This is a genomic window from Hymenobacter sp. 15J16-1T3B (genome assembly GCF_020711235.1).
Lineage (GTDB): Bacteria > Bacteroidota > Bacteroidia > Cytophagales > Hymenobacteraceae > Solirubrum.
In genome coordinates, this window is record NZ_JAJFAV010000006.1 from 188934 (window position 1) to 204701 (window position 15768).

13 protein-coding genes are annotated in these 15768 nt (G+C 65.4%); 6 read left to right on the forward strand and 7 right to left on the reverse strand.

The annotated features are described in order from the left end of the window. Nucleotides 1-74: 74 nt before the first annotated feature. On the reverse strand, nt 75-1643 hold the full coding sequence (locus LJ737_RS12330) for a serine hydrolase (RefSeq protein WP_227766082.1): 1569 nt from the start codon (nt 1641-1643) through the stop codon (nt 75-77). Between the two features lie 189 nt (nt 1644-1832). Here LJ737_RS12330 and LJ737_RS12335 point away from each other — a divergent pair, with 189 nt between their 5' ends. The 3 genes from LJ737_RS12335 (at nt 1833) to LJ737_RS12345 (ending at nt 3818) form a co-directional block, all read left to right on the forward strand. Continuing rightward, nucleotides 1833-2477: a dienelactone hydrolase family protein gene (locus LJ737_RS12335; protein ID WP_227766084.1), complete on the forward strand. Its 645-nt coding sequence runs from the start codon at nt 1833-1835 to the stop codon at nt 2475-2477. Nucleotides 2478-2581: 104 nt separating this feature from the next. Further along, the gene (locus tag LJ737_RS12340; protein WP_227766086.1) at nt 2582-3157 is read left to right on the forward strand and encodes a DUF1990 family protein; all 576 of its coding nucleotides are present in this window, start codon (nt 2582-2584) and stop codon (nt 3155-3157) included. Next, nucleotides 3144-3818: a DUF1990 domain-containing protein gene (locus tag LJ737_RS12345; RefSeq protein ID WP_227766087.1), complete on the forward strand. Its 675-nt coding sequence runs from the start codon at nt 3144-3146 to the stop codon at nt 3816-3818. Before LJ737_RS12340 ends, LJ737_RS12345 begins: the two co-directional genes overlap by 14 nt. Before the next feature lie 72 nt (nt 3819-3890). Here the strand turns inward: LJ737_RS12345 and LJ737_RS12350 are convergent, their stop codons facing one another. After that, the gene (locus LJ737_RS12350) at nt 3891-4196 is read right to left on the reverse strand and encodes a DUF3817 domain-containing protein (protein ID WP_227766090.1); all 306 of its coding nucleotides are present in this window, start codon (nt 4194-4196) and stop codon (nt 3891-3893) included. A 102-nt stretch (nt 4197-4298) separates the two neighbouring features. Between LJ737_RS12350 and LJ737_RS12355 the strand changes: the two genes are divergently transcribed. Beyond that, the gene (locus tag LJ737_RS12355; protein WP_227766092.1) at nt 4299-5342 is read left to right on the forward strand and encodes an NAD(P)-dependent alcohol dehydrogenase; all 1044 of its coding nucleotides are present in this window, start codon (nt 4299-4301) and stop codon (nt 5340-5342) included. Nucleotides 5343-5591: 249 nt separating this feature from the next. Here LJ737_RS12355 and LJ737_RS12360 read toward each other — a convergent pair whose 3' ends face one another. The 5 genes from LJ737_RS12360 to LJ737_RS12380 form a co-directional block, all read right to left on the reverse strand. Next, nucleotides 5592-6065: a hypothetical protein gene (locus tag LJ737_RS12360; protein ID WP_227766095.1), complete on the reverse strand. Its 474-nt coding sequence runs from the start codon at nt 6063-6065 to the stop codon at nt 5592-5594. A gap of 206 nt (nt 6066-6271) precedes the next feature. Continuing rightward, complete coding sequence (locus tag LJ737_RS12365) at nt 6272-6949, reverse strand: cytochrome b/b6 domain-containing protein (protein ID WP_227766096.1); 678 nt, start codon at nt 6947-6949, stop codon at nt 6272-6274. A gap of 73 nt (nt 6950-7022) precedes the next feature. Beyond that, entirely contained in the window at nt 7023-8258 is a 1236-nt protein-coding gene (locus tag LJ737_RS12370; RefSeq protein ID WP_227766098.1) for a pyridoxal phosphate-dependent aminotransferase, read from the reverse strand. 109 nt (nt 8259-8367) lie between these two features. Further along, nucleotides 8368-8844, reverse strand: coding sequence for a hypothetical protein (locus tag LJ737_RS12375; RefSeq protein ID WP_227766102.1), 477 nt, complete (start codon nt 8842-8844; stop codon nt 8368-8370). Nucleotides 8845-8963: 119 nt separating this feature from the next. Further along, on the reverse strand, nt 8964-10508 hold the full coding sequence (locus LJ737_RS12380; protein WP_227766104.1) for an aldehyde dehydrogenase family protein: 1545 nt from the start codon (nt 10506-10508) through the stop codon (nt 8964-8966). Between the two features lie 527 nt (nt 10509-11035). Between LJ737_RS12380 and LJ737_RS12385 the strand changes: the two genes are divergently transcribed. Beyond that, entirely contained in the window at nt 11036-14068 is a 3033-nt protein-coding gene (locus LJ737_RS12385; protein ID WP_227766105.1) for a SusC/RagA family TonB-linked outer membrane protein, read from the forward strand. A 22-nt stretch (nt 14069-14090) separates the two neighbouring features. Beyond that, nucleotides 14091-15752: a RagB/SusD family nutrient uptake outer membrane protein gene (locus tag LJ737_RS12390; RefSeq protein ID WP_227766108.1), complete on the forward strand. Its 1662-nt coding sequence runs from the start codon at nt 14091-14093 to the stop codon at nt 15750-15752. The last annotated feature ends 16 nt before the right edge of the window (nt 15753-15768 follow it).

The following is a 15768-nucleotide window of genomic DNA, read 5'->3' on the forward strand; positions in this document are numbered from 1 at the left end:
CGGCGGCGGAAATACAACGGCCGGCTACTCCCGCGGAGCAGCCGGCCGTTGGCAATCAGGAAAGCCCGGCAACATCAGCCCCGCGTAAACACGTACGGGTCTTGCTCGATGCCGTCGTTGACGCGCAGCTCCACAGCCTTCACCTGCCCGCCTTCCACGGTGAAGGTGGCCGGGAAGATGCCGTAGGCAATGTTGGAATAAGTCGTGCGGAACTGCTGCCCGTCCATGTAAGCCAGCGCGGCCGTCAGGGCAGGGTGGTGGCTGAAGCGCACCACAAGCTGCTTGCCCTGCGCCTCGATGGTGATGAGGCCGTAGAGCGGATGCGTGTACTGGCCGGCGTAGGCCTTCAGCGGCAGTTCCGGCTTGGCTTTCTTGGCCACGCGGGCGTTGAGCTTCTCGATATCGGCCTTGGTTTCGGCCTGGAAGGGCGCCGCGCGCTTCCACAGCTGGCGGCTGCGGTCGGTGTAGGGCATGCCCAGGTAGGCGTCGAGCAGCTGGTAGCGCAGGGCCTCAAAGAAGCTCTGGTTGTCCTGGTTGGTGAGCACGGCAATGCCCAGGCCTTCCTCGGGCACAAAGCAGGTGTTGCTCACGAAGCCGTTGGCCCCGCCGGTGTGCCAGAACACCTGCCGGCCGTTGTAGTCGGCGGCAAACACGCCCAAGCCGTAGGTGCGGAAGTGTTCCGGCAGCAGCGGCGACTTGCGCGCCGACAGCGCCGTGTTCACGTCGCGGGTGCGGCGCAGCGTGGCCCAGGGCAGCACCGGGCGGCCCTGCACCTTGCCGCTGTCGAGCTGGAACTGCAGCCACTTGCCCAGGTCATTCACGCACGAGACCATGCTGGCCGCCGGCCCGAGGTTGTCGACCTGGTCGTAGGGCAGCGCCGTGAGCGGGCCGTAGGCGTTGGAGTAGGGCAGGGCCACGTTCGGGTGCTGGGCCACGCCGGCCGTGAGCATGCTGGTGTTGCTCATGCCCAGCGGCTTAAGCAAGGTCTGCTCCACGTAGGCTTCCCAGGTGGTGCCGCCCGTCACGGCCGGAATGATCTGGCCCGCGGCCAAAAAGCCCGCGTTGCAGTAGCCGTAGTCCTGGCGGAAGGGCGCGCTGGGCTTGAGCAGGCGCACGCGCTGCAGAATTTCCTCCCGCGAGAGGTTCGACGACCAGAAGGTGAAGTCGCCCTGGAAGGTCTTGGTGCCCAGGTGGTGGCCCAGCAGGTCGCGCACCGTCACCAGCTGGGTGCTGACGGGGTCGTAGAGCCGGAAATCGGGCAGGTACTTGGTGGCCGGGTCGTTGAGGGAGAGCTTCTTTTCCTGCTCCAGCTGGGCCAGGGCCGTGCCCGTGAACAGCTTGGAATTCGAGGCAATCAGAAACTGCGTGTTGCCGTCGACGGGCTCGGGCCGGCCCACGGCGCGCACCCCGTAGCCCTTGCTGACCACCACTTGCCCGTCTTTCACCACCACCACGGCCAAGCCCGGAATCTGCCACAGGCGCAGGCCGCGTTGCACGTAGGCGTCGAGGCTGTCGGCCACGAAGCGGGAGCCGGTGGCGGGGCGGGCGGCGGGTTGGGCAGCGGCGGGCGACGCCGCCAGAGCGCCCCCGAGGGCGGTGCAACACAGGGCGCCGAGCAGGCGGCGGGAAGCGAATCGTAGCATTAATTAACGCAAACCAAAAGTTGAGAAGACGCAAAGGACACAAGGTACAACCAAGCGTTGCGGCGGCCGCGCCGGGCCCGCCGCCTTCATGCTACGCTTACCGGCGCCGGGCTACGTTGCCCCGGCCAACGCCACTGCCCGTATTTACGTAGGTTCACTGCCGCGCTCTTGTCTTTTAGCATCCCCGTTATGCTCCCCTCCATTGCTCCCAAGCCCGTGCGGCTGGAGCTTCCCCACGCCACCCTGCTCGGCGACTTGGTCGTTCCGCTCCGCGCCCCCGGCATCGTGGTCTTCTCGCATGGCAGCGGCAGCTCCCGGCTGAGTCCGCGCAACCAGCACGTGGCCAAACAGTTGCAGCAGGCCGGTTTCGGTACCCTGCTGTTCGACCTGCTCACGCCCGAGGAAGACCGCGCCTTCGAAGCCCGCTTCGACATCGACCTGCTCACGCGCCGCCTGGTGGGCGCCGCCAGCTGGCTGCGCCGCGAGCAGCGCCTGCACGACTTGCGCCTGGGCTTTTTCGGGGCCAGCACTGGGGCAGCAGCCGCCTTTAATGCCGCCGCCGAGCTGGGCACCCGCGTTGGGGCCGTGATTTCGCGCGGGGGGCGGCCCGACCTGGCCCTGCCCGCCATCAGCCGGGTGCAGGCGTCCACCTTGCTGATCGTGGGCGGGCAAGATTGGCCCGTGCTTGGCGCCAACGAGCGGGCCCTGGCCGATTTGCCCGGACCCAAGCAGCTGCACGTAGTGCCCGGCGCCAGTCACTTGTTCGAAGAGCCCGGCACCCTCGACGAAGTGGCTGAGCTGGCCGTCGACTGGTGCCAGCAGCACCTGAGCTAAGGCCGCGTGGCCCGGCTTTGCCGCGTGGCAAGGCCAACCCCACACGTGCCGGGGCCGTTTGCAGAGGCAGCGCCGGCCTCCTCACCCCCGCCGGCGCCCGAGCTATGTCCAAACCAGTGCAAGACGCCGACACCGGGGCCGGGCCCTTCACCGTGCGGCGCTACTACATCGATATTGCCCGCCCGAAGCTGCCGGCCACCGAGCTGATGAGCCAAATTCAGGCGCACCCGGAGAAATTCTCGCCCGACTTGCTGGCCGACTTCGCCAAGGAGAAAGGCGCGGCCCACCACCTGCAGGAGGGCGACGAGTACCACATCAAGATTCTCGGGCCCTGGAACGGCTCGGTGCGCGTGACGGAAGTGGCCGCCCAGCACTTCGAGCTGTGCACACTCGAAGGACACCCCGAAGCCGGTACCATTCGGTTCTCGCTACGCCAGCTGCCCGAAAAAGCCGACACCCTGCGCTTCGAAATCCGCTCCCGGGCCCGCTCCCGCGACGGGCTGGTGGCCTTTGCCTACAGCACCTTGGGCGTGGGCAAGCAGGTGCAGGAGCAAACCTGGGTGACGTTCTGCCAGCGCGTGGCCGAGGCCAGCGGCGGCGAGCCGCTGGGCCCGGTGCAGGTGGATACCACCGAGGAAGACGAATCGGGCAAGCAGCACGAGCACCATGAGCGCCGCTAACCCCACCGCCGCCACCGCGCCGCCGCTTTGGGAGCAGTACAAAGCCCGGTTGGAGTCGTACCGCGAAGCCAAGGTCAACTACGACCTGGACCGCGTGCACGAGTACACCGCCGCCACCGGCTGGCGCCTCGACGACTACCACACCGAGCTGCCCGCCGAGCCGCCCGGCCCGCCCGTGCCCGGCGGTTCGTTTGAGGCCGCCAAGCAGGTGCTGCTGAACTATTCCTTCCCGCCACCCGACCTCATCACCGGCATTTTCGTGCCCGATCAGCCCCTGGCCGAGCGCGTGATGCTACTGCGGGCGCACTTTCTATTTTTCACCTTCTGGTTTGGCGTGCGCATCGGCGGCGTCACCGACGAGCGGCAGGACGCACCCGACGGCCCCGAGCAGGTGTGGGGCTACAATTACCGCACCCTCGAAGGTCACTTTGAAAAGGGCCAGATTACCTTCACCGTGCACAAAAACCTGACCTCCGGCAAAGTGCGCTTCCAGGTGAAGGCCTACTCCCAACCCGACCGCATCAAGAACATCTTCTACCGCATTGGCTTCAAGCTGTTCGGCCGCTCGCTGCAGCGCAAGTTCGCCCGCGGCTCGATGCAGCGCATGCGCATGCTGGTGGGCGAGGCGCTGCGCAAGGGCAAGCAAACTGCGGCAGTCTAGCAAGGCATTGCCGACTCAACAAAGAATGTCTCGATCAGCGCGGCGTGTCGGCTTGCCGGAGTCCCGCTTTGCTTACTTCTCCGCCCGAAACAGCCGCTTGTCGGCCCAGAACGTGCCTAGCGGTACCACCGAGGCACCGAACGCCAGCAGCGCCTTGCGCAACGACCAGCCGTATTCCAGGGCTGCGCCAATGACCAGCAGTACGTAGAGCACGAACAAGCCGCCGTGGGCCATGCCCACGGCGCGCACGGCCTCGGGCTGGCCGAACACGTATTTCAGCGGCATGGCCACGCCCAGCAGCACCAGAAACGAGAGGCCTTCGAGAAAACCGACCACCCGCAGGCGGCCCAGAGAAGAAGAAAACAGGGAAAACAACATCGGCGTACCAACAAAACCGTTCCCGGCAAAGTTACCACCATCCACCGGCGCAGTAGCCGCCCGCACCGGTGATATTCGTCATTTTTCAACCCAACCCCTCTGATGTCTCAGACCCAAGCTTACGCGGCCACTGCGCCCACTGCCCCGCTCGCCCCGTTCCAGCTGGAGCGCCGCGAAGTCGGCTCGCACGACGTGCAAATCCAGATTATGTACTGCGGCGTGTGCCACTCCGACGTGCACCAAGCCCGCGACGAATGGGGCGGCTCGACTTTCCCCATGGTGCCCGGCCACGAAATCGTGGGCCGCGTGACCCAGGTGGGCGCCGAGGTCAGCAAGTTTCGCACCGGCGACTTGGTGGGCGTGGGCTGCATGGTGGATACCTGCCGCACCTGCCCCAACTGCCAAGACGGCCTGGAGCAGTACTGCGAAACCCACATCAGCTTCACCTACAACAGCACCTTGCAGGACCGCCAGACGCGCACCTACGGCGGCTACTCCCAGCAGATTGTGGTCGACGAAAACTACGTGCTGCGCGTGTCCGACCGGCTGCCGCTCGAAGGCGTGGCCCCGCTGCTCTGCGCCGGCATCACCACCTATTCGCCGCTGAAGCACTGGGGCGCCGGCCCGGGCAAGCGCGTGGGCGTGGTGGGCTTGGGCGGCCTGGGTCACATGGCGGTGAAGCTCGGGGCCGCCATGGGCGCCGAAGTGACGGTGCTCAGCACCTCGCCCGCCAAGGAAGCCGACGCCCGCGCCCTGGGCGCCCACCGCTTCGTGGTGACCAAGGACGCGGCGGCTATGAAGCAGGAGCGCAACTACTTCGACCTGATCATCAACACCGTTGGCTCCAACATCGACCTGAACCCCTACCTCGGCCTGCTGCGCCTCGACGGCACGATGGTGATGGTGGGCCTGCCACCTACGCCTCCGCAGGTGGGCATCTTCCCGCTGGTGGGGCAGCGCCGCCGCCTGGCCGGCTCGCACATCGGCGGCATTGCCGAAACCCAGGAAATGCTCGATTTCTGCGCCGAGCACGGCATCGTGTCCGACGTGGAAGTCATCCCGATGAACTACGTCAACGTGGCCTACGAGCGGATGCTGCGCAGCGACGTGAAGTACCGCTTCGTCATCGACCTAGCTACGCTGTAGATAACCGCATGAGCCGATAAAGAACAACGTCATCCTGAGCAGAGCGAACCTAAGGTCGGCGTAGCCAAGGACCTTCCTCACACCCGCACTAACCAAGAAGCGCAGCCACCAACGCCCTTTCGTCCGGGCCGCGGTGGCTGCGCTTCGGCGTTGTCATGCTTTTCTTACCAGAACGTGCCCTTGGTAGTCGGCGGTGCTAGGTGCGAGAAAGGTCCTGCGCGTGGGCTCGGAACGACGAACTGATTTGGTCTACCGCACCTCGTAGGCGCAGCGGAACGTGCCCTCGAACGTGAGCTTCTTGGCCGTTTTGGGCGCGCTGGTGGAGCAGGTCACGGCCCGAAAGGTACCCGTCAATATTTTGCGCTTGGTGTCCACGGCCGTCACGCGCACCTCGCCCTGGTTTACCCCGCAGGCCTGCGACTCGGCCACTTGGTCGCCCACGCGGTAGGTGGCTTCGGTGACGTGGGCGCTCAGAATTTCCTTGAAGCGGTACACGGCCGGCACGGGCTTGAACTCGTCCACCAGGATGGTTAGGCCCGGGTCGTCGGGGGCATCGGCGCGAATAAGATTCAGGGTAAGCACCTTGCCCGCCCCCGGCGACACCTCGATGCGCGAGTAGGCGGTGTCGACGGGCACGGCCGCGCCGTTCAGGCGTAGCGTGAGGCGGTGGGGCAGGGCGGGCGTTTGCCGGGGCGGGCGGCTGGCGGCCGTAAGAGCCAGCAAACCCAGGAAAAGAAGCGGGCGAAGCCGACGCGGTACGAGCATAGGAAGAAACGCGGGGAAAAAGCCGGGCGAAGCCGAAAATACGACGGCCGCCGCCGAGCGAGCAACGCAAAACCGTGCCACGGGCATATAAACGCAAGCGGCCCGGCGGTGGCAAAACGTTGGTTTCGCCACCGCCGGGCCGGTGCTGAGGGGCTAAGAAGCGGCTACTTGCGGATTTCGCCGCCGTGAATCATGTCGGAGGTAATGTTCTTGTCCTTGTTCAGCTCGGCCCACACCACGCCCACCAGGTGCGCCACGATAAAGGCGATGATGAGGTACATGTTCACGTTGTGGATTTCCTTCACCGTGTGCTCGATCTTGTGCAGCGCCTCCACGTCGTCGGCGTACGTGAGCAGCAGGCCGGTCACCACCATCACCGTCAGCAGCAGGTAAAACACGAGGTAGCTGTACTTCACCAGCACCGAATGCCGCAGCCGGAACGACTCCGCGGGGGCGTCCTGCTGGTGTTCCTTGGCGCGCCGCAGGCGGTGGGCAAAACGCTGCAGGGCAGGCGCGGCCAGTTCGGCCACTAAGCGCCAGCCCAGCAGCACGGCCAGCGTCACGCCCAGGTAGATGTGCCAGTCCCAGATGCGGTGGCTGACCAGGCCGCCAATGCTGCGCAGCTGCTCTTTGCTGGCCTCCACGCCCTGCTCGTGCAGGCGCTCCTGCATCTTGGGCAGCAGCCCGCGCATGTTGATGATGACCTTCAGAAAAAGAATGGTGCTCAGCAGCCCCGAGATGACGGCTGCGTTGCCCCAGTGCCAGATGCGCAGGGCGCCGGAATACTTTTTGGTGGCCGGGGCCTCCGCAGGGGCGGCCGGCGTAACGTCAGGGTGAGCCATACAAACGGGCGAAAGAGAGTCGGAGGGCGCAAGATAGACGCTGCGGCCTGGGCTGGGGCCGCGCGGCAGCTATTTACCGCAGCGGCGCGGCCAAGGCGTCGGCCTCGGTGGGCTGGGGCACGCGGCCGGGGTAAGCGCGCAGGCCGGCGGCCAGGCAGTCCATGGCCGCGTTGATGGCCTGCTGGTTGATGACGTAGGCCAGGCGCACCTGCTGGCGGCCGGCGCCGGGCGTGGCGTAGAAGCCCGCCGCGGGCGAAAGCATCACCGTCTGGCCGTGGTGGCTGAATTCCTCCAGCAGCCACTGCGCAAACCGCTCGGCGTCGTCGACGGGCAAGCGGGCCATGATGTAAAAGGCGCCGCTGGGGGTGGGGCACTCCACTCCGGGCATGGCGCGCAGGCGCTGCAGCACCAAGTCGCGGCGGGCGCGGTACTCGGCCTTGGTGTGGTCGAAGTAGCTGGGCGGCAGCTCGGCGGCGGCTTCGGCAAACAGCTGGCCCAGGCCGGGCGGGCTCACCCGCAGCTGGGCAAACTTGAACGCGGCCTGAAACAGCGCCTGGTGTTTGGTTACGAAGGCCCCGATGCGGGCCCCGCAGGCGCTGTAGCGCTTCGAAATGGTGTCGAGCACCACCACGTGCGCGGCCGCGCCGGGCAGCTGCAGCGGGCTGATGAACTCGGCGTCGTAGCAGAATTCGCGGTAAGCCTCGTCGGAAAGCAGGTACAGGTCGTGCTGCTGGCAGAGCTGCAGCAGCTGCTGCAACTCGTCGCGCCGATACACGTAGCCGGTGGGGTTGTTCGGGTTGCAGATCAGGATGGCTTTGGTGCGCGCGGTGATGCGGGCCGCCAGCTCGCTGATGGGCGGCAGCTGAAAGCCCTCGTCGAGGTAGGAAGGCACGGGCACCACGCGCACGCCGGTGGCCTCGGCAAAGCCCAAGTAGGGCCCGTAGAACGGCTCGGGAATGATGACTTCGTCGCCGGGATTAAAGCAGCACATGAAAGCAAACAGCAGCGCCTCGGAGCCGCCGGTCGTCACCAAAATGTCCTCGGCCACCACCGGCATGCCGATGCGCTGGTAGTAGCTGGCCAGCTTGTGGCGGTAGCTGGGGTAGCCAGCCGTGGGGCTGTACTCCAGCACCCGTATCTGCGCCTGCTGCACCGCCGCCAGCATGGTCGGCGGCGTCTCGATGTCGGGCTGGCCGATGTTGAGGTGAAACACGTGCACGCCGCGGGCTTTGGCCGCGTCGGCGTAGGGCGTGAGCTTTCGATAAGGCGAGAAGGGCAGCGCCTGGCCGCGGTCGGAAAGTTGGGGCATGGTGGCTAAATATAGGCAGCAAGTTATTGCGGCCCCGACCGGGCGGGCCGTTGACGTAACCGGTAAAGCCAGCGCAGGCGCACCAAGGAGCCTCGGCAGCCGGCTTTGGTTATTTCTCCAGCAGCACTTGCGTCGTGCTCGTCGTTTCGCGGCGCTGGCCGTCGATGGTCAGGCCGCGCAGGTAGGCATTGGTGCAGCCGCATTTATCGTGGTCCACGCGTACGTCCACCTCCGTCAGATTGTAGGCGCGGGCGGCCGCGGGCACCACCACGCGGAAGGAATGGGCCGGGGCTAGCGCGGCGGTGGGCGCGGCTACGTACAGCAAGCCCAATTGCCCCTGCGGCCAATACAAGGTGATGCCGTTCGGCTGACGCAGCGTGTCCAGCACCTGACGGGCTTGCCGGTCGGTATAGCGCACCACGTAGGCCGTGCGGAGCTCGGCCCGGCGGTAGCCGCGGCCCGACAGCGAATCAACCGAAAAAGCCAGGTTCAGGATTTCGTAGCCGTCGTTGCCCGCGCAGTCCCAGCAACAGCTGCTGAGCGTGGCAGCCAACACCACAAAGCCGGGGAGTAGTGCGTTGCGCATAGACCTTTCATCACGATGGTTGTTAGTGGGAGCCCGAAACCTAGGCCAGCGTTGCAACAAGCAAAAACGGCCGGGCATCTAGCCCGGCCGTTTTTGCTTGTTGTTATGCAGATGCCCGCTTAGGTCGTTTCCGGCAGCAAAATGGCGTCCTCGTAGTTGCCGAGCACCGGCTGCGTGGGCGCGCCCTGCGTCACGGCTTCCACCAGCAGCTTGCCGCCCACAAAGGCGCCCTTCCACGACTCGCCCAGGCCGCCGAACACTTCTTCCCGGTCGCCGCGCGAGCGGAGCTTGTTGATGCCCATCTTGAAGGCGCGCACTTCCTTGGCCGTGCGCTGGGCCCACTTCTCGTCGTCGGAGGCCAGGGCGCCCACCAGCGCACCGTTCGAAATGTTCATTTCGCCCACCAGCTCCTCCACGCGGTCGACCAGCACGATGCTGTCGATGGGGCCGAAGGGCTCCTTGAAGTACAGCTCGCTCTGGCGCGGCAGGTTCACCAGGGCCCGCGGGGCGCGGTAGGCCGACATATCCTGGCCGGGCAAAAACAGCGACTCGTCCAGCTTGCCCTCGTACACGGGCGTGGCGCCGGTCTTCAGCGCGTCGGCGTAGAGGCGGTCGAGGTCCTCGGCCTGGCGGCGGTTGATGACGGGCCCGAAGGCGAGGTCCGCCAGCTTGTCGTCGGGGTTGTCCACCAGCGTGGGGTTGCCCACTTTCAGGCTGCGGATGGCGTTCCAGTAGGTTTCCAGGAACTGCGGGAAGGCCGAGCGTTGCACCACGAAACGCACGTAGGCCGTGCAGCGCTGCTTGCCGTAGTCGTAGCCCTTCTTCAGCTGGTCGCCCAGCGCGTTCCAGTCCGAGAAATTCCAGATGCCGTAGGTGTTCACGCCCTCCATTTCCAGCATGTAGCGCTTGTGCACCGAGGCCAGCGCGTCGGCGATGTTGCGGCCGTTGTAGCGCCCGCCCACGAAGCTCAGGCAGTCGATGGCCTGGTCCTTCACCAGCACGTCGCTCAGCTCCCCGCCCGAGCCGCTGACCAAGGTCACGGGCAGGCCGGCGCGGCGGGCCAGGGCGAAGGTCACGCTCAGCGAAATGAAGCCGCCGTCGGTGGGCGTTTTGGCCACGGCCGCGTTGCCGCAGAGCACCTGCACCAGCACCGCGTGCATGAGCACCGACATGGGGTAGTTCCACGAGGCGATGTTCGACACCACGCCCAGCGGCTCGCGCTTGCCCAGCATGTCTTCGATGTGGTCCACGTACCACTGCACGCCGTCGATGCAGCGGTCGATGTCGGTGAAGCCCAGCTTGTAGGTTTTGCCGATTTCCCACATCAGCAGCTTGCCGATGAGCTCCACGTGGGCGCGCAGCTGGTCGAGGCAGTCCTGCACGCGACGCTTCCGCTCGTCCAGGTCTACGCGGGCCCAGTCGGCGGCTTCCTGGTGCGCGGCCTGCACGGCGCGCAGGGCGGTGGGGCGGTCGAGCATGGGCAGCGCGCCGAGGGTCGAGCCGTCGATGGGGGAGACGAAATCCTGGGGCTTGCCGGGCTCCTGCCAGCGGCCTTCCATCAGGTTGAGGTACTTGCCGTCCTGGTTGAAGATTTCGGGGGTGACCTGCTTGACCTGGCGGATCAGTTCGGCGAATTCTACCTGGGGGGAAACGATTTTTGCCATGGAATGAAGGATGGGGGAGCGGCCACGCGGCCGTCCGCAAAGTAAGAAGACCGGCCGGGTGCCGGAGCAGGTCCGGGCCCGCCGCGGCGGGCGGCGGAGCGGCCGGGTGATATAACCGCCGAGCGGCAGTTGTGGCCCGAAGAACGCAGAAAAAATCGGCGCTGCCCGCGCGGGTGCTCCGGGATTCTTGTGAGAACGTTCCCGACAACGTTTGCGGGAAAAGTAATATTCGGCGCCGGCTGGTCCAATCGACTGCGTGGGAGCAGCGCGCGGTTTTGGCGTAACGGGTCTGAAAGAAGTCCTATTGGTAGCCGAAAGTGTAAGAGTAAGCACTCACCCGCGGCGGGCTCGGCCCCGAAACCCGGGCCGTTGGGAACGTTCCCGATAACGTTTGCATAAAAAAAACGCGTTTGGCGGGGTCCGAAGGCCTTCTTCCGGCCTGACCTTGAACGCACTGAAGCCGACTCCCACCCAGGTCGACCTCGTCCGTGAAGAGCCTCGTTCCCACCTCTTAATACTTCCAGTACATGCGACAAGGTTTACTCCTTAGTGCGGTGTTGGCCGTCACCTCGGCCACGCTGGCACAAGCCCAACAAACCCGGCCCATCAGCGGCCGGGTCGTCGACGCGACGTCCGGCGAAGGCCTGCCCGGCGTCACCGTTATCGTGAAGGGCACCAACAACGGCGCTTCAACCAACGAGAAGGGTGAGTTTCAGCTCACGGGCCCCGCCGGCGACGTGCAGCTGGTGTTCAGCTACGTGGGCTACCTCACCGAAACGGTGTCGGCCGCGGGCAAGGACAACGTGACCGTGCGCCTGCGCACCGACCAGAAAGCCCTGGACGAAGTCGTGGTCATCGGCTACGGTGCGGTCAAGCGCAGCGACGTAACCGGCGCCATCGTATCGGTGAAGGAGGAAGACCTGAAGAAGGTGCCCACGGCCAACGTGATGGAGTCCTTGCAGGGCCGCCTGCCCGGCGTCGACATCACCCGCAGCAGCGGCTCGGCGTCGTCGGGCGTGAACATCACCGTGCGCGGCAACCGCTCCCTGACGGCCAACAACGGCCCGCTGTTCATCGTCGACGGCATTCAGTACAACTCCATCCAGGACATCAACCCCAACGACATTCAGTCGATGGAGGTGCTCAAGGACGCGGCCTCGACGGCGGTATACGGCTCGCGCGGGGCCAACGGCGTTATCATCGTGACGACGAAAAAAGGTGCAGCGGGCAAGACCACGGTGAGCTTCAACACCTACGTGGGGCAGACCGATGTGCAGTACTACCCCTACGTGAACGACGGGCCCAGCTACGTGGCCCAGAAGCGCGAAGCCAACCGCGCCACCGGCCTCTGGAGCAGCGAAGCCGACGACTCCAAAATCTTCACGCCCCTGCAGCTCGGCGCCATTCAGAACGGCACCTGGACGCGCTGGCCCGACGAGTTTCTGCGCAAGGGCAACCAGCAGGAGCACCAGATTGGCCTGGCGGGCGGCGGCGACAAAACGAAGTTCTACCTCTCGGCCAGCTACTACCGCGAGCAGGGCATTTTCCGCATGGACAACCTGAAGCGCTACGCCACGCGCTTCAACCTGGAGCAGGCCGTTACCGACAAAATCAAGGTGGGTATGCAAAACCAGCTCACCTACTACAACCAGAACAACCGCCGCGACCCGCTCAACATTGCCAACAAGATTGACCCGCTCGGCGCCGCCCGCGACGAAAACGGCTCGGTCATCGTGTTTCCGAACAACGGCAAGGACATCAACCCCCTGGCCGACGAGCTGGACGGCAACTACCTGAACAACACGCGCACCATCCGCACCTTCCTGACGGGCTACGCCAGCTACCAGATTCTGCCCTCGCTCAGCCTGCGCTCCAACGTGGGCCTGACCCTGGGCAACGCCCGGGTGGGCACATACTTCGGCTCGAACACCGTGGACCGCAACGGCAGCGTGCCGCTGGCCTCCTACGGCACGCAGATGGACACGAACTGGAGCTGGGAAAACATCCTGAACTACACCAAAACCTTCGGGGACCACAGCATCACGGCCACGGGCGTGACTTCGCTGCTGACTTTTAAAACCGAGCAGTCCAAGGCCCAGGGCGCGAACCAGCTGCTGAGCTACCAGGGTTTCTCGGCCCTGGGCAATGCCAACCAGCAGGTGGTCATCAACAGCGGCTACGTGGCCAGCAACCTGGTTTCGTTCACCGGGCGCGTGCAGTACGGCTACAAGGGCCGCTACCTGCTCACCCTCACCGGCCGCGAAGACGGCTCCTCCAAGCTGCCCGGCAACCCCTGGGCTTTCTTCCCCTCGGCCGCCGTGGCCTGGCGCCTCATCGACGAGAACTTCGTGAAGGGCCTGCCGGTGCTCAGCGACTTGAAATTGCGCGCCTCCTACGGCCTGGCCGGCAACTACGACATTGCCGCCTACTCCTCGCAGACGCCTTTGAGCAAGGTGCCCTTCAGCTACGGCGAAACCTCGGCCCCGGGCTATTACCTGGGCGCGCGCCTGGGCAACCCCAACCTGAAGTGGGAAACCTCGCGCACCACCAACTTCGGCCTGGACTTCGGCCTGATTCGCAACCGCCTCACCGGCAGCGTGGACGTGTACAACACCCACGCCGAGAAGTTGCTCATCGACGCCTTCCTGCCCATGACCTCGGGGCAGAGCTTCAGCACCCGCAACGTGGGCGAGACGCGCAACCGCGGCATCGAGGTGGGCGTGAACGGCAGCGTCATCGACAACGGTAAGCTGCGCTGGAACGTGGGCCTGAGCTGGTTTAAAAACCAGGAGGAAATCCTGGCCCTGGCCACCGGCGCCAACGACATCAACAACGGCTGGTTTATCGGCTCGCCCACGCGGGTGTTCTACGACTACGAGAAAATCGGCATCTGGCAGACCGACGAGGCCGACCTAGCCCGCAGCTACGGGCAGAAGCCGGGGCAGATCAAGGTGAAGGACCAGAACGGCGACGGGAAGATTTCGGCCACCGACGACCGCATCATCGTGGGCTCGGCCCTGCCGAAGTGGAACGGCAGCCTGAGCAGCGACCTGAGCTACGCGGGCTTCGACCTCTCGTTCCAGTGGTTTGCCCGCATCGGCCAGACCATCAACTACGAGTACGCCCAGATTTTCGACCCGCAGGGCATCGAAAACAGCGGGCACCACGACTACTGGACGCCCGAAAACCCGACCAACGCCTACCCACGCCCCGACGCCTCGGTGTCGAAGAGCAGCATGCAGTACTTCAGCACCCTGGGCTACCGCGACGGGTCGTACGTGAAGCTGCGCGCCGCCACGCTGGGCTACAACCTGCCGGCTGCCTGGCTGGGCAAAATCGGCGTAGGCACGGCCCGGCTGTACGTGCAGGGCAAGAATCTGTGGGTAATCAGCAAGGTCAAGGACTACGACCCGGAGCGCGCGGCCGCGGCGGCCGCCTCCAACCCCGAAGCCACGGCCACCACCTCGACTTCCACGCCGGCCGGCGCCCGCGTGGGCTTGGCGCCCCTGTCGAACCCGATTCCGCGCGTCGTCACCGTGGGCCTCAACCTCAGCTTCTAACCATCCCCAAGCCACTTAAGTCATGAAACGCACGACGACGAAACTGCTGCTGGGGACGGGCACGCTGCTGGCCTTGCTCGGCACCGCCACCAGCTGCGACAAGCAACTGGAAGAAAACAACCCCTCGGGCCTCACCGCCGAAGGCGTATACACCACGCCCGCCGGCTTCGAGAGCCTCGTCAACGCCGCCTACTCCTACAACCGCTGGTGGTACGGCAAGGAAGACGGCTTCAGCGCCTCCGAGCTGGGCACCGACCTCTGGCTGCGCGGCGCCGGCGACGTAAACCCCGAGCTGACGGAGTACACCACGAGCCTGCAATCCTCGTCGCGGGCCCTGGAGGTGCTCTGGGGCAAGCTCTACGCCGCCATCAACATCTGCAACACCGGCCTGGAATACCTCGACAAGTCGGGGCTGACGGACGCGCAGAAGAAAGTGCGCGGCGCCGAGCTGCGCATGCTGCGCGCCTTTTACTACTGGCACATTGTGGAAACCTGGGGCGGGGTGCACTTCACCACCGAGGCCACCAAAACGGTGCAAACCACGGCCAACCGCACGCCGGTGGACACGTTCTACCAGCAAATCATTGCGGACCTGGACTACGCGGTGGCCAACCTGCCGAACACCACCACCGACTACGGCCGCGTGACCAAGCCCGCTGCCGAAGCCTTCCTGGCCAAGATTCACCTGACCCGCGGTAACTACCAGCAGGCTGCCACGCTCTGCCAGCGCGTCATCACCAGCTACGGCTTTCAGCTGCAGCCGCGCTTTGCGGATCTGTGGTCGATGAGCAACCTGGAAAACCGGGAAATCATCTGGGCCGTCAACTACAGCAAGGACCTGAGCCTGAACGACCGCGTCGACGCCACGCTGTACCCGGACGGCCACCCGCGCGGCGGCAACAACGGCCACCTGCTGTGGATGATGAAGTACGACGACCAGCCCGGCATGACCCGCGACATTGCCAACGGCCGCCCCTTCAACCGCTACATGCCCTCGCTGTTCCTGCTCAACCTCTTCGACGAGAGCAAGGACGCGCGCTACTTGGCGACGTTCAAGACGGTGTGGTTTGCTAACACCGCCGTGGCCGGCCGCCTGGCCGTGGGCGACACCGCCGTGTTTGCCACCAAGCGCGAAATTCCCAACGCGGTGGAAGCCACCAAGAACTACCGCACCTGGGACCTGAGCAAGGTGTACCGCGCCAACGGCACCGTCAGCGGCGACCGGCTGCACTACGTCTGCCTGCGCAAGTTCGACGACCCGACCCGCCCCACGGTGGCTGAGGAGCAGAGCGCCCGCGACGCGTACTTGATTCGCCTCGCCGACGTGTACTTGCTCAACGCCGAGGCGCAGCTGCGGCTGGGCAACCCCGGCGCGGCCGTGCCGCTCCTCAACGCGGTGCGGCGCCGGGCGGCCATTCCGGGCAAGGAAGCCCAGATGGAAATAACCGCCAGCGACGTCACGCTGGACTTCATCCTCGACGAGCGGGCCCGGGAGCTGGCCGGCGAGCAGCACCGCTGGTTCGACCTTAAGCGCGTGGGCAAGCTTCTTGATAGGGTGCGTGCCTACAACCCCGAAGCCGGGCCCAACATCCAGAGTTACCACCTGGTGCGGCCCATTCCGCAGCGCCAATTGGACGCCATTCTCAACAAAGACGAGTTCACGCAGAACCAAGGCTACCGCTAATTTCCTTTGCCCTCTG